The sequence below is a fragment of the Micromonospora sp. AMSO12t genome, from assembly GCF_008806585.1.
Classification (GTDB): Bacteria; Actinomycetota; Actinomycetes; order Mycobacteriales; family Micromonosporaceae; genus Micromonospora; species Micromonospora reichwaldensis.
Map to the genome: position 1 here is coordinate 1 of NZ_WAAS01000138.1, position 16,698 is coordinate 16,698.

A 16,698-nucleotide genomic window follows, 5' to 3' on the forward strand; every position below is an offset into this window, starting at 1 on the left:
CGCCCGGCTCCCCGCCCTGGCCGGCGCCGGGCTTGCCGCCCCGGCCCGGGCCGCCCGGCTCCCGCAGTGACTGGTCGGCGACCGCACCGATCGCGCCCACCTGCTGACCGAGATCGTCGGTCGCGCCGCCGGCCCGCTCCAGCGGGCGCTGCTCCCCGAGGGCGGTGAGCTGCTCAGCCCCGCCGCCCCGCTCCCCCGGGCCGGTGAGCTGCTCACTCAGGTTGGCCATCTGCTGACTGGCCCGGTTCACGTCGTCCATCGAGGCCGTCGCCGTACCCGACAGCGTCTGGATGACCTGCGGGTTGCGGTCGATGGTGGTCAGCGCCCGGTCGAGGATCTGCACCAGCTTCTCCAGCCGCACCTTGAGCAACGCCTCGGCGTGCACCCCGGTGATGTCCAGCTCGACGCCCTCCAGGTGCACCCGTACCCCGGCGTCGAGCTGGAGGAGGTTGGCCAGCCTGGCCCGCAGGGAGACGTCGGCGTCCAGCCCGTCCACGGCGAGCCGGATCGAGTCGACCGACACCTCCGGGATGTCCAGCAGGACGTCCGGCTCGTTCTCCCCACCCCGGCGGGCGGGTTCCGCTTCCCCGTCACGTCGCCTCGATCGGCCGCCGGTCCGGTCGTCGTCCCGCTGCTGCGCGTTCTCGCTCATGCTCCCCGCTCCGCATTCTCCGGCCGGGCCGGCCGGGACCGTTCGGCGCGGGTACCCGCTATCCGGCCGAACATCCCGCCGGCACGGCGACACGGCCGGTCACGGGCGGGGCGCGCGGGCGTCTTCCGGCGTACGGATGGGCGGCCCGAAGACAGCAATCACGAAGCTGCGCACCCGGGCATGAGCCGGTATGGTCCGGGCCTATGGGACAGGAGATGGCTGACCCGGCCGGCATCCGGCAGGAGTCCGAACGATTCGCGTTGCGCAGCGCCCTCCTGGTCCCCGCTCCCGCGCAGCGGGCGTTCGAGGTGTTCACCGGCGCCCTGGCGCAGTGGTGGGTGGTGGAATACACCTGGTCCGGGCCGGAGCAGCTAGCCGACCTGGGCATGGAGCCGCGCGGCGGCGGGATGCTCTACGAGATCGGTCCGCACGGCTTCCGCTGCGACTGGGGCCGGGTGCTGACCTGGGATCCGCCCGAGCGGCTGGTCTTCACCTGGCAGATCGGGGCGGACCGGGCACCGGTGCCGGACCCGGCGAAGGCGAGCGAGGTGGAGGTGCTCTTCCACGCCGACGGGCCGGAGCGGACGCGGGTGGCGGTCGAACACCGGCACTTCGACCGGCACGGCGAGGCCGCGGAGGGCTACCGGCAGGCGCTGACCGCCGGCTGGCACGAGCTGCTCACCCGCTACGCCGCCAGAGTGGCCGACCACAGCGCCGACTGACCGGCTTCCGAGCGAATCAGCGGCCGCGGCCCGACCGCCCGCACCACGCGCCACCGCCGCCCGGCCACGCGCCACCGATACCATCCGCCACCGTCACGCACCGCCAGAGGCTGCGGCGGGTCAGCGGTCGAGGCCGGGACGGGCGCCCGGCGCGGTGGCGACGCCCCGGCCGCCGAGGTCGGCGCGGCGGCCCGCCTCGGCGCCCGAGCCGAACCCGCCGCCGGCCAGCCTGCGCGGCGCGGCGGTCCGCAGTCGTGGGTACACCTCGGCGACGCGGTGCTGGACCCGGTCCGACCGGTCGGCCAGGACCAGAGCCACCGAGGGCGCGCCCGCCTCGGCGACCGCCCCGGCCTCCGCCGCCCGCAGTCGCACGCCGATCACCTGGGCGAACCCGGCCAGCCACGAGCGCCGGAAGGCGGCGACGTGCGCGCCGGCCGGCACCTCGACGCCGGCCAGCCCGTGGGCGGCCTGCACCAGCAGCGACGTGAAGAGCAGCTCGACCCGTTCCAGGTCGCTGGCGAAGCCGAACAGGTGCATGGCGAAGCCGGCGCCCTCCCGGCGGCGGACGCAGCGGCAGCGCAGCGGATCGGCGACCGCGGCGAGCAGGCCGGCCTTGTCCCGGGCGTACGGGGCGACGACCTCGACCACCCGGTCGCCGACCGGGTCCGTGGCCGGGTCCCGGGCGGCCAGCAGCGCCCGGTCCACGCCGTAGCGGGCGATCAGCTCGGTCGCCTTGGCCGTGAACGCGGCCGACTCGGCGGGGGTGCAGGCCGGGTCCTCGGCCTGGGCCAGCAGCTTGCGCACCTTGCTGAGCATGGCGTCGGACATGCCCTCAGCCTGTCACGGCGGCCCGGCCCCGCCGCGCCACGTCCGGGCTGGCGGGCGGCGACGGTCCGGCTGGCGGGCGCCCACCCGTCCGGGCCGCCGGGCGCCCACCCGTCCGGCCGGCGTGCGCCGTCGTCCCGGGCCGTGCCGTCGGGGCGGCACGAACGGTCAGGTCGTCCGGCTACGCAGCGTTGCCACGGTCGAGCCGGCGAGCGTGAGCAGGCACTCCGGCAGCAGCCCGTCGGCCGCCGCCGCGCCGAACAGCGCCTCGCCGGTGTCGTCGTCGGCGTTGGCGTACGCGCTCACGAAGCGCGCCACCCAGCGGGTGTCGTAGCCCGCCTCCTCGATGCCGGGGAAGTCCAGCGCGCACGTGCCCGGCGGCACCGGATCGCCGACCATGGTGGCGGCAAGACACCAGGCCACCCCGTACGCGCCGGCCAGGCCGGACCGGTCGACGACCGCGTCGAACGCCCCCGCCACCGCGTCGCCGTCCCCGGCCAGCGCCGAGCGGAGCACGGCGGTCGCGTCGTCAAGCGTCTGCTGTGGTGAGTCCGTCACCCACAGCACGGTAGAGGGGAGGGTCAAGCCATCCACCAGCGGTCACGCTCCGTAATCAGGGCGGGCGACCTGCGGATTGAGCCGCATCCGTGGTCCCGCCGCACGGCCCAGCACGCTAATGTGCGCAGCGGACCTTCGCCGGAGGAAGGACGACCATGTTCAAGTCACGCGCCTCGCGGGCGGCCACCCTGGCTGCCTGCGCGACGTTCCTGCTCGCCACGAGCGCCTGCGGGACCGAAGAGCCCGAGGAGGCGGCCACCCAACAGGTGCGCCTCTACGGCACCGACGGCAACATGCTGAACTCGTACCCTGCCGAGCTGAAGGACCGCGCCAGCCTGGTCGACGGCATGAAGGGCACCACGCCGCTCACGCCCCTGCCCGAGGACTTCAAGAACCGGCTCCGGTCCGTCGACCCGAAGCTGGGCGACTTCCTCTACTCCGCCGAGGCGTACGACGCGGTGGTGATCAGCGCGATCGCCGCCCAGCTCGCGGGCACGACGGATCCGGCCGCCATCGCGAAGCAGATCGTCGGGGTCACCAACGACGGGCAGCGCTGCGAACGGGTGGCGGAGTGCCTGACCCTGGCCCGCGCGGGCCGGGACGTGGAGTACCGCAGCGTCTCGCTGACCCGGGCCGGCTTCACCGACGCCGGCGAGCCGTCCACCGCGAGCTACGGCACGTTGCACTTCGACGGCCAGCGGCTCAACGACGGCAAGACGGAGTTCGTCGGGGCCGGGGACGAGTCGGCGGCGAGCACCAAGGCGCCGCCGAAGGGGAAGAAGCAGCGTGGCGGCCGGACCGACCGCAGCGACGGCTCGCCGCTGGTCCTGGGCGGCCTGCTGTCGCAGACCGGTGACCTGGCCCTCGCGTACCCGCCGATCTCCGCCGGCACCAAGCTGGCGATCAGGGAGATCAACGCGGCGGGCGGGGTGCTCGGCGAGCCGGTGGTCTGGATCGACGGCGACGACGGCACCAACCCGGCGGTCGCCAAGGCCACCGTGGCGAGGCACGTCGCGCAGAAGGTCCACGTCATCATCGGCGCCAGCGCCTCCGGCATCTCCCGCGCGGTGCTGCCCGACGTGGTGCAGGCCGGGAAGGTGCTGTTCTCCCCGTCGAACACCGACGCCAGCCTCACCGAGCTGGACGACAACGGCCTCTACTTCCGCACCGCCCCGCCGGACAGCCTCCAGGGCCGGGCGCTGGCCGACGTGATCCTCCGCGACGGCCCGCAGAAGATCGCCATCGTCGCCCGTAAGGACTCCTACGGCGAGGGCCTCCAGGGCACCGTCCGGGCCGAGTTGGAGCGGGCCGGCATCGGCGGTGACCGGCTCAAGCTGCTGACCTACGACCCGCCGGCGGACGCCAAGGCGAACCCGGTCGACTTCGTCGCGGGCGCGAAGGAGATCAAGGACTTCGGCGCGGAGGCCGTGCTGGTCATCGGCTTCGCCGAGTCCGCAGAGGTGATCCGGGCCCTCGCGGACGCCGGGGTGCAGATCCGGCACTGAGTCACCACCCGTGGGACACGGACGGCCGCACCGGTGACCGGTGCGGCCGTCGTCTCGTCCGGGGCTCAGCGGGGGCGTCGCCGCTCGAGGAACTCCGTCATCCGCCGGTGCTTCTCCTCGTCCTCGAAGAGCACCGCCTGGCTGACCAGGTCGAGGTGCGGGTGCGCGGCGGCCGGCGCGTCGACCGCCAGCTTGGTCAGCCGCAGCGCCAGCGCGGACCCCTTCGCCATCTCGTCGAGCAGCCCATGCGCCGTGGGCAGCAGCTCGCCGGGCTCGGCCACCACCCGGTTGACGAGCCCGATCCGCAGCGCCTCCTCGGCGTCCACCCGCCGGCCGGTGAAGAGCAGTTCCTTGGCCCGGGCCTCCCCGACCAGCGCCGGCAGCCGGTGGGTGGCGCCCGCGCCGGCCAGGATCCCCAGCCGGACCTCCGGCTGGCCGAACACCGCCCGCGCCGTGCAGACCCGCAGATCGCAGGCGTACGCCAGCTCGGCGCCCCCGCCCAGCGCGGGCCCGTCCACGGCCGCCACGGTCGGCATCGGCAGCGCCCGGATCCGGGCGAAGGCCGCCGAGTTGATCGCCGCGAGGGCGTCCAGCCGGCCCCGCTCACGAAGCTGCCCGATGTCCGCCCCACCGGCGAAGATCCCCTCGGCGCCGCCGGTGAGCAGCAGCAGGCGGGGCCGCGCCTCCAGCTCCGCGCAGACCTGGTGCAGCTCGGCGATCAGGTCGGCGTCGATGGCGTTGCGCTTCTCCGGCCGGTCGAGCGTCACCACCAGCCGGTCCGGCTGCTCCTCGATCCGCAGCCCACTCATGAGCAGGCCCCCCTTCCGTTCGCGACTGCGGGGCTCGCAAGCTCACTCCTCACGCTCACGAACGCACCCCGCCTTCCCAGCGGTAGAAGCCCTGGCCGGACTTCTTGCCCAGGCGGCCGGCGGCCACCATCTCCGCGAGCAGCGGCGGCGGGGCGAACCGGTCCCCGTACGCGGCCTGGAGGGTGCGCGCGATGTCGAGCCGCACGTCCAGCCCGACGATGTCCGTCAGCTCCAGCGGGCCGACCGGGTGCCGGTAGCCGAGCACCATCGCCTTGTCGATGTCGGCCGGGCTGGCCACCCCGTCGGCGACCATCCGGATGGCCTCCAGCCCGAGGGTGACCCCGAGCCGGGAGGTGGCGAAGCCGGGCATGTCGCGTACGACGACGGGGTCCTTGCCCAGCCGCCCGGCGAGCGCGACCGCCGCGGCGGTGGTCTCCTCGGCGGTGGCCGGGCCGACCACGACCTCCAGCAGGGCCATCGCCCAGACCGGGTTGAAGAAGTGCAGCCCGAGGAAGCGCTCGGGTCGGGCCAGCCCCTCGGCCAGCTCGGCGATCGGGATGCTGGAGGTGTTGCTGCCCAGCAGCGCCGGTCGCAGGGCCTCGGCCTCGCGCAGCACCGCCCGCTTCAGCTCCGGCCGCTCCGGTACGGCCTCGACCACGACGGCCGGCTCCTCGGCGACCTCGGCGAGCCCCGAGCGCAGCGTCACCCGCTGCCGGTTCGTCGCGGCCCGGTCGGCGTCCAGCTTGCCGCGCGCCACCGCCCTGTCCCACAGCTCCCCGAGTCGCTCGACGGCCGCCGCGCCCCGGGCCCGGTCCACCTCGACCAGCTCGACGGCGTGGCCGGCTCCGGCCGCCACGTACGCGATGCCGAGCCCCATCGTGCCGGCCCCGACGACGACAAAGCGGTCGCTCATGACGCCTCCCTGTCTCCGGTGGCGGGACGGGGTCGACCCGCGCCCCGCCGTCCGCTCCACTCGCTCATGGGCCCGACCCTATGCAGCGGCGATCTTCCCGGCATGCGTGGGGGCGCGCCGGATCGGGTACCACGGCACGCAACCGAGGGAAGGACGGCCCAGATGAGCCAGGCACCGGAGACCGTGCACGCCGCGGACGCGGCGGAGACCGTGGAGACCCGCGGGGACGAGCGGGTCGACCTGCTGCGCGCCGACACCAACAACGATGGCCGCACCGACGTCTGGGTGGTCGACACCGACGGGGACGGCAAGCCCGACCTGTTCCAGTTCGACACCGACGGGGACGGCAAGGTGGACATCACGATGGTCGACCTCGACGAGGACGGCACCCCGGACGAGGTGGTCGACGGCGACGGCGGCCTGCCGCCCGAGCAGCTCCCCCCGACCGTCCAGGTCTGACACCCGCGCCGGGTTCCCGCGTCCGGCGGGAATCCGGCGTCGGCGTCGGGGGGTCCGCGGTCGGGGCCGGTCGTCAGCCGGCGAGGCGCAGGGTCGCCAGGTAGTACGGCGCGTCCCGATCGTCCACGTCGGTCAGCCGCCAGTCGGTGCCCCGGACCAGCTCGGCCAGCTCGTCCGGGGAGCAGACCAGGTAGTCGAACCACTCGGTGCCCAGTTCCCGGTAGCGCAGTCGGAGCCGGAGCTGCCCACCGAACCGGCCCCGACGCCGGTTGCGCTCGTGGTAGCCCGTGTGGACCGGGTCCCGGGTGCCGTACGGGTCGGTGCCGTGGGCGATGACCTGTGCTCCCGGCCGGGCCAGCGCGGCCAGCGCGGCCAGCAACGCCGGCCCGCGTTCCCGCCCCTCCAGCAGGCCCACGTTGTTGCCGAGCAGCAGGAACGTGTCGTAGCGGCGGCCGTCCGCCACGTGCGCGTCGACCGTGCCGTGCACCAGGTCGCGTACGCCCCGGCGGCGGCAGACGGCCAGGGCCCCGGCCGAGGTGTCCAGCCCGGTGACGGGCACGCCCCGTTCCTGGAGCAGCAGCGCGATCCGGCCCGCCCCGACGCCGACGTCCAGGGTCGCGCCCCGGACCCGGTCCACGGCCCGGTGGTCGTACGGCTGCCAGTCGGCCGGCCCGTCCAGGTAGTGCGCGGCGGGGGCGCCGTTGATGAGCCCGTCGTCCCGCTCGATGATCTCGATGACCGGTCGCGGCAGCCGCCCGCCGGCCAGCGGGCGGGGGCCGACCCCGGTGGCCACGGCGTACGCGTCGCGCAGCATCTCCCCGAACACGTCACCGATCCGTGGCTGTCCCGTCACGGGCTTCACGCTATCCGGCCGGTCAGTCAGCCGCACCGGCCGTATCCTTGGCGGGGTGACCACCCTGGACCGCCTCGGCGCGGAGAAGTACATCCTGCTCACGACGTTCCGCAAGGACGGTCGGGCGGTGCCGACCCCGGTCTGGGCGGTGCGCGACGGCGACGCGCTCTGGGTGTGGTCGGCGGCGGACGCCGGCAAGGTGAAGCGGATCCGGCGCAGCGGCGACGTCACGGTGGCCCCGTGCGACGTCCGGGGCCGCCCGCACGGCGAGGCGGTCGCCGCCCACGCGACCCTCTGCGACGCGGCCGGCACCCGGCGGGTACGTGAGCTGATCAAGCAGAAGTACCGGATGATCGGCCGGCTCAGCCTGCTCGGCAGCCGCCTGCGTCGCGGCGAGAGCGGCACGGTCGGCATCCGGGTCGTCCTCGCGGACCGGCCGCCGGCTGGCGCCTGATCCCACGCCCGTCGTCCGTACGCGGGCGGGGTCCGGACACGACGGAGGGCGGCGGACCATGTCCGCCGCCCTCCGTTCACACCCGTTTGTATCCCGGTCGGTCAGTCCCCCTGGCGCTGCTGGGGGATCTGTCCCTGCAACAGGGCCCTGACCTCCGACTCCCGGTACCGACGGTGTCCACCCAGCGTGCGGATGGCGCTGAGCTTGCCCGCCTTTGCCCACCGGGTCACCGTCTTCGGGTCGACACGGAACATCGACGCCACCTCGGCCGGTGTGAGTAGCGGCTCTGGTTCGTGCGTTCGCGATGCCATCGGTCACTCCTCCACATGTATAGACATCGGCCGGGGTCCCGCCGGTCGACGCGTCTCCCATGGTCCGGCTAGTCCCCGATGTCCGACATGGGCCGAACGGCCGAACGTCCCTAGACGGACGGATGAACCATGCCCGATTTATGCGACTTTTACACGGCAGAAAGTACCTTATTCGGACTCATGATCACGGTTCGTGATGCGTCGACTACGAACTCGCCTCGACTTCGGAGCAGTTTCTGGGCGATTTCGCCTCAGTTGCACCGTTCCAGCAGCTGGACCGCCCGCCAGCGCGCGACCAGCTTGTCGTACGCCGCCGAGGCCTCCTCCGCCTCGCCCCGGGACAGCCCGGCGAGCCCGCTCGCCACCAGCTGGGGCGAGTCGTCGGCGGCCAGCGTCTCGTCCGACAGCAGCTCGACCAGGCCGCCGTAGTCCAGCTCCACCATCGAACGGGGGTGGAACTCCTCCAGCCAGCGGGCGGCCTCCTCGACCGCCTCAGTGATCGGCGCGTCGCCGATCGACTTGCGCAGCACCGACAGGGCCCGCGACGAACGCCGCCGCGCCTTGGAGATCTCCGTCCGGTAGTGCAGCGCCCGCCGCCCGGGGTGGGTCACGTGGTGCCGTTCCTCCGGGCCGAAGAGCACGAACCAGCGCAGCGGTACGCCCCACGTGGCGATCTGCTCGTGCACGCGCGGCACGCCGTGCTCCAGCACCCGCGCCCCGCTGCGCCAGTCCTCCACCACGGCCTTCGCCTGCCCGGCGAGCACCGGCGGCACGAACGCGTCGGCCAGCACCGGCGGTACCCCGTCGCGCGCGTTCAACGCCGCCTCGGCCACCCGGATGCGCAGGTTCCACGGGCAGACCAGCAGGGCCTCGTCGGTCTCCAGGACGTACGCCTCGTCCGGCAGGTCGGGCAGCCGGGTCCAGCCGGCGCCGAGCGCCTCGAGCACCGACGTCCGTTGCCGGCCCGGCCCCTCCACCGGTGCCACCGCCCGCCCCTGCTCGACGTAGCGCCGCCAGTACGCCTGGCGGTCCCGGTCGAAGGCGGTCAGCGGCTCGTACACGCGCAGGTATGAAGCGAAGAGCGACGGCACGGCGCGATCCTCCCACGAATTGGAACTCGGCCGTCGTCGGCAGCGCGATCACGCGTGCCGTGGGCGGCCGGACGGCGTCGGCCGATACTAGGCTCAGCGGCACCGGCAGCATCCCGCCGGCGGTCCACCGGTCCGCGTCCCACAAGGGCGCACCCCACACCAGGAGCGAGTCATGGGCGTATTCGCCACCACCGAAGACCCGGGGTCCAGCGGTCACGAACAGGTCGTGTTCTGCCAGGACAAGCAGACCGGCCTCAAGGCGATCATCGGCATCTACTCCACCGCGCTCGGCCCCGCGCTCGGTGGGACCCGGTTCTACCCGTACGCCAGCGAGTCCGACGCCCTCGCCGACGTGCTCGACCTCTCCCGGGGCATGGCCTACAAGAACGCCCTCGCCGGGCTGGACCTGGGCGGCGGCAAGGCGGTCATCTGGGGTGACCCCGAGCGGATCAAGAGCGAGGCGCTGCTGCGCGCGTACGGCCGCTTCGTGGAGTCCCTCGCCGGGCGCTACTACACCGCCTGCGACGTCGGCACCTACGTCGCCGACATGGACGTGATCGCCCGCGAGACCTCGTACGTCACCGGCCGCAGCGTCGAGCACGGCGGCGCCGGCGACTCCTCGATCCTCACCGCCTGGGGCGTGTTCCAGGGCATGCGGGCCGCGGCCGAGCACGTCTGGGGCGCCCCGACCCTCGCCGGCCGGCGGGTCGGCGTGGCGGGCCTGGGCAAGGTCGGCAAGTACCTCGTCGGCCACCTGGTCGACGACGGCGCCGAGGTGGTGGCGACCGACGTCAACCCGAAGGCCCTCGAGTGGGCCCGCGCCACCCACCCGCAGGTCGCGCTGGTCGACGACGCCGCCGCGCTGGTCGCCGCCGACATCGACGTGTACGCCCCGTGCGCCCTGGGCGGCGCGCTCAACGACGACACGGTGCCGGCGCTGCGCGCCAAGGTGGTCGCCGGCGCGGCCAACAACCAGCTCGCCCACTCCGGCATCGAGAAGCTCCTCGCCGACCGCGGCATCCTCTACGCCCCGGACTACGTCGTGAACGCCGGCGGCGTGATCCAGGTGGCGGACGAGATCGAGGGCTTCAACTTCGACCGGGCCAAGCTGCGCGCGACCCGGATCTACGACACCACCCGGGAGATCCTGCGACTGGCCGACGCCGAGGGCGTGCCGCCGGCCGTGGCGGCGGACCGGCTGGCGGAGCGGCGGATGGCCGACGTCGGCCGGCTGCGCACGATCCACCTGCGCTGAGCGCCTCGGGGGCGGAGCGGCCGTTCCGCCCCCGGCCCCGGCGGGCGGCCCGTCCCGTTAGGGTGGTTTCGCATGGCTCTGCCCGGTGTCACGGGCGCTCCCGGCGCCGCTCCTTACCGGGTACAATCGGTGACGGCCGGATGACCGCGACGCGCGGTGTCGGTCGACGGTAACCCGAGGTGCCGAACGGTGGCATCCCCATGTACCGTAAGAGCCACGAGAGATGCCTGACGTCATCGGGGCCCGCCTTCGGGCTGCCCCGCATTCTGTGCGAGGGGGTCGAGCCATGGGGCGCGGCCGTGCTAAGGCCAAGCAGACGAAGGTGGCGCGGGAGTTGAAGTACCACTCCCCGAACACCGACCTCACCGCCTTGCAGCGCGAACTGGCGGGTGCTGGTAAGTCTGAGCACAACTTCGACGACGACTACAAAGAGTATGTCGACGACGATGATGAGGATCACGCGGACGAAGACCCGGATCCCTGGGTACGTCCGCCCCGCTGACCTCCGGTAGCAGCTGAGCACGCGGTGATCGCCCGCGTGCTCACGCATGTGCCCATCGAAGCGGCGCCAAGACCGACGATCAGGGACCTGCCCCGCCCGGACAACCCTCCGGACGATCGGCAGGTCCCTGATCACGGTCTGTCTCAGCGGGGACGGTTGTTCCAGTTGTAGAACGTCGGGATGTTCTCGAAGTGGTTCCAGGCGCACACGGCGCTCGCGCCGTCCCCGCCCGCCACCTCGGCCCGTAGTCGCCGCGCGGCCTCGGCCTCGTGGAGGAGTGCGGTGAGTCCCGGCGCGGCTTCCCGCACCCGGTCGGCGACCTCGTCCGGGGTGTCCGTCCTCCGGTCAGGATGCCGGTGACTGGTGGTCTCGGGCATGCTCCAACACTCCCTCCAGTAAGTGGATCTTGCTGTTGCGGCAGTGCGCGGTCTGCGTACCGTCGAAACGCCCCTGTTCGAAGTAGCGGTTGGCCGCGTGGCCGCCGCCGCAGAACCCGAAGTAGGGGCAGGTCGCACGGCACGCCTCGACGCCGGCGAGGAACTCGCCGACCCAGGGCGTCCGGTCCGCGTGGGCGAGGATCTCGACCAGCGGGGTGGCCAGCACGTTTCCGCTGCTGAAGTCGCCGTACCGGACATCGGTGAAGCCGGCCAGCTCCGGCGAGAGCACGGTCACCGAGCCGTCGTGGCCGACGGTCGGGATCGGGTCCAACCGCCGGGGAAGCAGGTCGTCGGCGCTGCCGTCGAGCACCGCCGCGGCGTACCGCAGCGACCACTCGACCTCGCGCAGGTGGATCCGGGGCTCCCGGCGCCAGGCCGCCACCAGCTCCGCCCAGAAGGCGGTCACCAGCTCCGCGTCGTGGGAGTTGTCGCGGAGGTTGACCCCCTCGGTCTCCTCGATGTTGACGCCCAGCACGTCACAGCCGAGGTCGAGGAAGTAGTCGTACAGCTCGGTGGCCAGGCCCGGCCCGGGACGACCCACCACCGCCAGCGCCGAGAACGGCAGGCCGTGCCGGCGCAGCGCCGCCACCCCGCGCAGGATCCGGTCGTACGCGGGACCGCCGCCCCGGGTGACCCGGTCGCCGTTGCGTTCCCGCGGGCCGTCCACGCTCACGCTCACCCGCACCCCGTGCTCGACGAAGAACGCGCACCAGGCGTCGTCGATCAGCGTGGCGTTGGTCTGCACGTGGTGCTCGACCCCGGGCCCGAAGGGCGCGATCAGCGCGGCCAGGTGCTCCCGGCCGGCGGCCAGCGGCTCGCCGCCGTGCCACACCACCGAGAACCGGCCCGCCGCCGCCCACGGGTTGACCGACGCGGCCACCGCCTCGGCCACCGGCACCGGCATCCGCCGGTCGGCCGCGCGGAACGGCAGGTAGCAGTAGGCGCAGTCCAGGTTGCACAGGGTGGTGGGCTGCATGACCACGTACGAGGGGACGGCGGCCAGGCCGCGCATCCCGCTGAACGACAGTCCCCGAGCAGCCATTGCCCTCCTCCGCGCCTGAAGGGCTGTCGGGAAAACCGGGCAGGCGGCCCCGACAGCTCTGAGGGTGCCCTTCAGGCTAGGCGGCGACGGCCACTCGGGTGAAGCCCTGATCAGGTGCCCGTACGGTCACCGGGAGTCGATCAGCCCCGGGTGTGCTGGCCGACCATCTGCACGTTGCCGGAGCCCTCGATGATCTCGCCGGCCTGCCACGCGTCGACGCCCCGGCCCGTCAGGGTGGCCAGCGCGCGGTCCGCGTCCTCGGCGGAGACGATCGCGAACATGCCGACGCCCATGTTGAAGGTCGCCTCCATCTCCGGGTCCTCGATCCGCCCCTTGGACTGGATCAGGTCGAAGATCGGCTGCGGCTTCCAGGTGGACCGGTTGACGACCGCGTCGACGTGCTCGGGGAGCACCCGGACCAGGTTGCCGGGGATGCCGCCGCCGGTGACGTGGGCGATGGAGCGCACCTCGGCCTCGGCGATGAGCTTGAGGCAGTCCTGCGCGTAGATCTTCGTCGGGGTGAGCAGCTCCTCGCCGAGGGTGCGCTGCCGGCCGAAGTCGTCGATCACCACGTCGAGCCGCATCCGGCCGGCGCCCAGCAGCACGTGGCGCACCAGCGAGTAGCCGTTGGAGTGCAGGCCGGAGGAGCGCATCGCGATGACCACGTCGCCCACCTCGACCCGGTCCGGGCTGAGGATGTCGCTCTCCTCGACCACACCGACGCCGGTGGCGGAGATGTCGTACTCGTCCGGGCGGAGCACGCCCGGGTGCTCGGCGGTCTCGCCGCCCAGCAGGGCGCAGCCGGCGTAGCGGCAGCCGTCGGCGATACCGGCGCCGATCTCGGCGACCTTGTCCGGCACGACCTCGCCGGTGGCGATGTAGTCGAGCAGGAAGAGCGGCTCGGCGCCGCAGGCCACCAGGTCGTCGACGACCATCGCGACCAGGTCGATGCCGACCGTGTCGTGGATGTCCATCTGCTGCGCGATCACCAGCTTGGTGCCCACGCCGTCCGTGGACGAGGCCAGGATCGGGTTCTTGTACTTCTTCGTGTCCAGCCGGAACAGGCCGGCGAAGCCACCCAGGTCGCCCATCACCTCGGGGCGTCGGGTCTGCTTCACCTTCGACTTGAGCAGCTCGACCGCGCGGTCGCCCGCCTCGATCGAGACCCCGGCGTCCGCGTACGAGACCGAGCGTTTGCGCGCCTGGCGGCCGGTGCCGGCCGTCCAGGGCTGGCGGTCGCCGCCGGCGCCGGACGGGCTGCTTCCTGCGCCGCTGCGCTCGGACACGTGCGTCACGGTTCTCCCCCTTGGTTCTGGCGCCGCGCCGGCGGTGGCCGGGCCGCGCCGGGTGGTGCTACGGGCGGTGTGTGGTCACGCCGCCCGGAGTGGCGACGAGCGGGGCGGTGTGCTCCGGGGTATCGACCGCCTGCGCGGCGACCCGCCGGCCCACCCCTTCGAGCACGTGCTTGCCGATCAGGTTGCCGGCGGGCAGCTCGATCGGGTATTCCCCGTCGAAGCACGCCCGGCACAGCCGGGTCTTCGGCTGCTCGGTGGCGGCGATCAGGCCCGGGAGCGACACGTAGCCGAGCGTGTCCGCCCCGATGGAGCGCCGGATGCCGTCGTTGTCCAGCCCGTTGGCCAGCAGCTCGGCGCGGGTGGCGAAGTCGATGCCGTAGAAGCACGGCCAGTTGACCGGCGGCGAGGAGATGCGCACGTGCACCTCCAGCGCGCCGGCCTCGCGCAGCATCCGCACGATCGCCCGCTGGGTGTTGCCGCGCACGATCGAGTCGTCGACCACGACCAGCCGCTTGCCCCGGACGTTCTCCCGCAGCGGGTTGAGCTTGAGCCGGATGCCGAGCTGACGCAGCGTCTGCGACGGCTGGATGAAGGTGCGCCCGACGTACGGGTTCTTCATCAGGCCGGCGCCGTAGGTGATGCCCGACTCCTCGGCGTAGCCGATCGCGGCCGGGGTGCCGGACTCCGGCACCGGGATGACCAGGTCGGCCTCGACCGGATGCTCCTTGGCCAGCTGGCGGCCGATCTGCACCCGGGCGGAGTGCACGTTGCGGCCGGCGATGGTGGCGTCCGGGCGGGCGATGTAGACGTACTCGAAGAGGCAGCCCTTGGGCTCCGGGGCGGCGAACCGGCTGGAGCGCAGGCCGTCCTCGTCGATCGCGATCAGCTCGCCGGGCTCGACCTCGCGGACCACGCTCGCGCCGACGATGTCCAGCGCGGCCGTCTCGCTGGCCACCACCCAGCCGCGCTCCAGACGGCCCAGCACCAGCGGGCGTACGCCGTGCGGGTCGCGGGCCGCGTAGAGGGTCGACTCGTCCATGAACACGAAGCTGAACGCGCCCCGCAGCCGCGGCAGCACCTCCAGCGCCGCCGCCTCGACCGACAGGTCCGGGCGGCTGGCCAGCAGCATCGTCACCAGGGAGGTGTCGTTGGTCGAGCCGTCGGCGACCAGGCCCCGCTCGGCGACCTCGCGCTGGAGCTCCGCGGTGTTGACCAGGTTGCCGTTGTGGGCCAGCGCGATGGTGGTGCCGGAGGTGGTGGACCGGATGGTCGGCTGGGCGTTCTCCCACGTCGAGCCGCCGGTGGTGGAGTAGCGGGCGTGCCCGATCGCCACGTGCCCGCGCAGGCTGGCCAGGGTCGGCTCGTCGAAGACCTGGGCGACCAGGCCGAGGTCCTTGTAGACCACGACGCCCGAGCCGTCGCTGACCGCGATGCCCGCGGCCTCCTGACCACGGTGCTGGAGGGCGTAGAGCCCGAAGTAGGTCAGGTTGGCGACCTCCTCCCCGGGCGCCCAGACGCCGAAGACGCCGCACGCGTCCTGGGGGCCTGGTCGTTGGGGATCAAGGTCGTGGCTCAGCCGGCCGTCGCCTCGGGGCACCTGCGCTCCCTCATGCTGATCTGGACCGGCCTTGCGGAATCACGCGGGGGGCGGATCCGCACTCCTCGGCCGGGACCACTGTCGTCGCCTGACAGTGTACGCGAATCCGTGTCGATACAGAAAGTCACGATCCGGCTCCGATGTGTGACCGGTCGATGCGTATCGCCCCAGCTAGAGCGGCAGGTGCGCGGAGAGATCCGCTCGGATTCCGCTCACCCGTACGCGACCCTGGGTGATCGCGTCGGCCCAGTCGAGCCGTCCGGTGGCCACCGCCAGCCAGGTCTCGGGCTCCATCTCGACGACGTTGGCGGGGGTGCCACGGGTGTGTCGGGGACCGGGAACGCACTGAACTGCGCCGTAAGGTGGGACCCGCACCTCCACCGATCGGCCGGGGGCGCGCTCCGCGAGGACGGTCAACAGGGCACGGACCGCCTCCCGGAGGACCGGCCGTTCGGGCGTACGCCCCTCGTCGAGCGCCGACAACGCCGCCGCGACCGCGGCGGACTTAGTGTGCGGAGAGGACACGACGGGACGATACGGCTTCAACGCGCCGCGCCTGACGCTGGCCCTGGGTCGCGCCGATCCGGTCAGACAAGGCATAGTTGCCGACGGCGTATTCGTACCGTGATGATCCCCGGCCCGGCGCCCCGCCGCCGAGGGAAGTCAGTCCGGAAGGGCGGTGGACGTGTCAACACACCGACGTGCCTGGAAGCAGCGGGCCGGTGTGGTCGTGGCGCTGGTTGTCGGCGCTCTGCTCGCCGCCCCCGCCACACCAGCCCTGGCCGCGGACGTCACCGTGTCGCCCGGCTCGGTCACCGTCAACGCCGGCAGCGACGCCGCCGTCACCGTGCAGGTGACCCCCCGCGAAGGCGACGAGAAGGTCAAGATCAGCCTCGCCGGCCTGCCGGGCGGCGTGAGCTGCGCGGGCGGCTGCGGAGAGATCGACGTCAACAACGACCGGCCGAGGTCCCAGCTGCTGCGGATCAGGGCCAGCGACAACGCCGGCGACGCCAACGTCACCGTGACGGTGGCGGCCGAGGGCGACAAGTCCGGCGCCGGCACCGCCACCTTCCAGCTCGGCGTCAAGGGCCGGGCCCAGCCGTCCCAGCCGCCCCAGACGCAGACCGTCAAGTCGGTCTCCGGCAAGGTGGTCGTGCAGGCGAACGGCAAGGCCGTGCCGAACGCCGTGGTCATGCTCCAGGACGGCGCCGGCAAGAAGATCGACACGATCAGCGACGACGACGGCAACTTCCGTTTCTCCGGCAACAGCGAGAAGCCGATCGCGCCCGGCCGGCTCGCCATCGGTGCCAGCGTCGGTGAGGTCTACGCCACCAAGAGCTTCGACGCGTCCGCCGGGCAGAGCGTCACCGGCCAGCGCATCGCGCTGGCGATCAAGGTCGAGACGACCCCGAGCCCCA

General features: G+C 73.1%; 19 protein-coding genes and 1 pseudogene. 7 read left to right on the forward strand and 13 right to left on the reverse strand.

Annotated elements, in window-relative coordinates; translation table 11 throughout:
* A partial coding sequence (locus F6X68_RS34305) for a hypothetical protein (RefSeq protein WP_225852314.1) occupies positions 1 to 652 on the reverse strand: 652 nt, incomplete at its 3' end.
* 203 nt (positions 653 to 855) lie between these two features.
* On the opposite strand from F6X68_RS34305, the gene F6X68_RS19815 reads away from it, so the two are divergent.
* Complete coding sequence (locus F6X68_RS19815; RefSeq protein ID WP_151455697.1) at positions 856 to 1,374, forward strand: SRPBCC family protein; 519 nt, start codon at positions 856 to 858, stop codon at positions 1,372 to 1,374.
* A gap of 120 nt (positions 1,375 to 1,494) precedes the next feature.
* Here the strand turns inward: F6X68_RS19815 and F6X68_RS19820 are convergent, their stop codons facing one another.
* Both F6X68_RS19820 and F6X68_RS19825 read right to left on the reverse strand, forming a co-directional pair.
* Entirely contained in the window at positions 1,495 to 2,202 is a 708-nt protein-coding gene (locus F6X68_RS19820) for a DUF2786 domain-containing protein (RefSeq protein ID WP_151455698.1), read from the reverse strand.
* Between the two features lie 165 nt (positions 2,203 to 2,367).
* Positions 2,368 to 2,757 (reverse strand): hypothetical protein, encoded by a 390-nt coding sequence (locus tag F6X68_RS19825; RefSeq protein ID WP_151455699.1) that lies wholly within the window; start codon positions 2,755 to 2,757, stop codon positions 2,368 to 2,370.
* A gap of 155 nt (positions 2,758 to 2,912) precedes the next feature.
* On the opposite strand from F6X68_RS19825, the gene F6X68_RS19830 reads away from it, so the two are divergent.
* Positions 2,913 to 4,262, forward strand: coding sequence for an ABC transporter substrate-binding protein (locus tag F6X68_RS19830; RefSeq protein ID WP_151455700.1), 1,350 nt, complete (start codon positions 2,913 to 2,915; stop codon positions 4,260 to 4,262).
* A 65-nt stretch (positions 4,263 to 4,327) separates the two neighbouring features.
* Here F6X68_RS19830 and F6X68_RS19835 read toward each other — a convergent pair whose 3' ends face one another.
* Together F6X68_RS19835 and F6X68_RS19840 are read right to left on the reverse strand one after the other, a co-directional pair.
* Positions 4,328 to 5,071 carry an enoyl-CoA hydratase/isomerase family protein gene (locus F6X68_RS19835; protein ID WP_151455701.1) on the reverse strand — a complete coding sequence of 248 codons (744 nt, stop codon included), beginning with the start codon at positions 5,069 to 5,071 and terminating at the stop codon, positions 4,328 to 4,330.
* A gap of 55 nt (positions 5,072 to 5,126) precedes the next feature.
* The gene (locus tag F6X68_RS19840; protein ID WP_151455702.1) at positions 5,127 to 5,984 is read right to left on the reverse strand and encodes a 3-hydroxyacyl-CoA dehydrogenase family protein; all 858 of its coding nucleotides are present in this window, start codon (positions 5,982 to 5,984) and stop codon (positions 5,127 to 5,129) included.
* Positions 5,985 to 6,146: 162 nt separating this feature from the next.
* On the opposite strand from F6X68_RS19840, the gene F6X68_RS19845 reads away from it, so the two are divergent.
* Positions 6,147 to 6,443, forward strand: coding sequence for a hypothetical protein (locus F6X68_RS19845; RefSeq protein WP_151455703.1), 297 nt, complete (start codon positions 6,147 to 6,149; stop codon positions 6,441 to 6,443).
* A 73-nt stretch (positions 6,444 to 6,516) separates the two neighbouring features.
* Here the strand turns inward: F6X68_RS19845 and F6X68_RS19850 are convergent, their stop codons facing one another.
* Positions 6,517 to 7,296 carry a bifunctional 2-polyprenyl-6-hydroxyphenol methylase/3-demethylubiquinol 3-O-methyltransferase UbiG gene (locus tag F6X68_RS19850; protein WP_151455704.1) on the reverse strand — a complete coding sequence of 260 codons (780 nt, stop codon included), beginning with the start codon at positions 7,294 to 7,296 and terminating at the stop codon, positions 6,517 to 6,519.
* Between the two features lie 55 nt (positions 7,297 to 7,351).
* On the opposite strand from F6X68_RS19850, the gene F6X68_RS19855 reads away from it, so the two are divergent.
* Positions 7,352 to 7,750 carry a PPOX class F420-dependent oxidoreductase gene (locus F6X68_RS19855; protein WP_132235136.1) on the forward strand — a complete coding sequence of 133 codons (399 nt, stop codon included), beginning with the start codon at positions 7,352 to 7,354 and terminating at the stop codon, positions 7,748 to 7,750.
* 101 nt (positions 7,751 to 7,851) lie between these two features.
* On the opposite strand, the gene F6X68_RS19860 is transcribed toward F6X68_RS19855, so the two are convergent.
* Both F6X68_RS19860 and F6X68_RS19865 read right to left on the reverse strand, forming a co-directional pair.
* Entirely contained in the window at positions 7,852 to 8,061 is a 210-nt protein-coding gene (locus F6X68_RS19860; protein WP_007073996.1) for a BldC family transcriptional regulator, read from the reverse strand.
* Positions 8,062 to 8,312: 251 nt separating this feature from the next.
* Positions 8,313 to 9,152 (reverse strand): hypothetical protein, encoded by an 840-nt coding sequence (locus F6X68_RS19865; RefSeq protein ID WP_151455705.1) that lies wholly within the window; start codon positions 9,150 to 9,152, stop codon positions 8,313 to 8,315.
* A 172-nt stretch (positions 9,153 to 9,324) separates the two neighbouring features.
* Between F6X68_RS19865 and F6X68_RS19870 the strand changes: the two genes are divergently transcribed.
* Both F6X68_RS19870 and F6X68_RS19875 read left to right on the forward strand, forming a co-directional pair.
* Positions 9,325 to 10,407, forward strand: coding sequence for a Glu/Leu/Phe/Val dehydrogenase (locus tag F6X68_RS19870; RefSeq protein ID WP_151455706.1), 1,083 nt, complete (start codon positions 9,325 to 9,327; stop codon positions 10,405 to 10,407).
* Between the two features lie 286 nt (positions 10,408 to 10,693).
* Positions 10,694 to 10,909: a DUF3073 domain-containing protein gene (locus F6X68_RS19875; RefSeq protein WP_089002617.1), complete on the forward strand. Its 216-nt coding sequence runs from the start codon at positions 10,694 to 10,696 to the stop codon at positions 10,907 to 10,909.
* 143 nt (positions 10,910 to 11,052) lie between these two features.
* Here F6X68_RS19875 and amcA read toward each other — a convergent pair whose 3' ends face one another.
* The 5 genes from amcA to F6X68_RS19900 all read right to left on the reverse strand — a co-directional run bounded on the left by amcA (position 11,053) and on the right by F6X68_RS19900 (position 15,805).
* Positions 11,053 to 11,286, reverse strand: coding sequence for a multiple cyclophane-containing RiPP AmcA (amcA, locus tag F6X68_RS19880; protein ID WP_151455707.1), 234 nt, complete (start codon positions 11,284 to 11,286; stop codon positions 11,053 to 11,055).
* The gene (gene amcB, locus F6X68_RS19885) at positions 11,255 to 12,358 is read right to left on the reverse strand and encodes a cyclophane-forming radical SAM peptide maturase AmcB (RefSeq protein ID WP_305069294.1); all 1,104 of its coding nucleotides are present in this window, start codon (positions 12,356 to 12,358) and stop codon (positions 11,255 to 11,257) included. The genes amcA and amcB overlap by 32 nt, the downstream gene beginning before the upstream one ends.
* 170 nt (positions 12,359 to 12,528) lie before the next feature.
* Positions 12,529 to 13,683 (reverse strand): phosphoribosylformylglycinamidine cyclo-ligase, encoded by a 1,155-nt coding sequence (gene purM, locus F6X68_RS19890; RefSeq protein ID WP_132235146.1) that lies wholly within the window; start codon positions 13,681 to 13,683, stop codon positions 12,529 to 12,531.
* A 58-nt stretch (positions 13,684 to 13,741) separates the two neighbouring features.
* Positions 13,742 to 15,280 carry an amidophosphoribosyltransferase gene (gene purF, locus F6X68_RS19895; protein ID WP_151455709.1) on the reverse strand — a complete coding sequence of 513 codons (1,539 nt, stop codon included), beginning with the start codon at positions 15,278 to 15,280 and terminating at the stop codon, positions 13,742 to 13,744.
* 171 nt (positions 15,281 to 15,451) lie between these two features.
* Positions 15,452 to 15,805 (reverse strand): sterol carrier family protein, encoded by a 354-nt coding sequence (locus F6X68_RS19900; RefSeq protein WP_225852315.1) that lies wholly within the window; start codon positions 15,803 to 15,805, stop codon positions 15,452 to 15,454.
* A gap of 160 nt (positions 15,806 to 15,965) precedes the next feature.
* Here F6X68_RS19900 and F6X68_RS19905 point away from each other — a divergent pair.
* Positions 15,966 to 16,698, forward strand: a pseudogene (locus F6X68_RS19905) (carboxypeptidase regulatory-like domain-containing protein); the annotation flags it as partial.

What these genes read in the sequence shown, in the direction of transcription:
- F6X68_RS19870 (WP_151455706.1), top strand. Translation starts at nt 9,325, where the DNA reads ATGGGCGTATTCGCCACCACCGAAGACCCGGGGTCCAGCGGTCACGAA.
- amcB (WP_305069294.1), bottom strand. Translation starts at nt 12,358, where the DNA reads ATGCGCGGCCTGGCCGCCGTCCCCTCGTACGTGGTCATGCAGCCCACC.
- F6X68_RS19860 (WP_007073996.1), bottom strand. Translation starts at nt 8,061, where the DNA reads ATGGCATCGCGAACGCACGAACCAGAGCCGCTACTCACACCGGCCGAG.
- F6X68_RS19830 (WP_151455700.1), top strand. Translation starts at nt 2,913, where the DNA reads ATGTTCAAGTCACGCGCCTCGCGGGCGGCCACCCTGGCTGCCTGCGCG.
- amcA (WP_151455707.1), bottom strand. Translation starts at nt 11,286, where the DNA reads ATGCCCGAGACCACCAGTCACCGGCATCCTGACCGGAGGACGGACACC.
- F6X68_RS19820 (WP_151455698.1), bottom strand. Translation starts at nt 2,202, where the DNA reads ATGTCCGACGCCATGCTCAGCAAGGTGCGCAAGCTGCTGGCCCAGGCC.
- F6X68_RS19815 (WP_151455697.1), top strand. Translation starts at nt 856, where the DNA reads ATGGGACAGGAGATGGCTGACCCGGCCGGCATCCGGCAGGAGTCCGAA.
- F6X68_RS19845 (WP_151455703.1), top strand. Translation starts at nt 6,147, where the DNA reads ATGAGCCAGGCACCGGAGACCGTGCACGCCGCGGACGCGGCGGAGACC.
- F6X68_RS19835 (WP_151455701.1), bottom strand. Translation starts at nt 5,071, where the DNA reads ATGAGTGGGCTGCGGATCGAGGAGCAGCCGGACCGGCTGGTGGTGACG.
- F6X68_RS19840 (WP_151455702.1), bottom strand. Translation starts at nt 5,984, where the DNA reads ATGAGCGACCGCTTTGTCGTCGTCGGGGCCGGCACGATGGGGCTCGGC.
- F6X68_RS19875 (WP_089002617.1), top strand. Translation starts at nt 10,694, where the DNA reads ATGGGGCGCGGCCGTGCTAAGGCCAAGCAGACGAAGGTGGCGCGGGAG.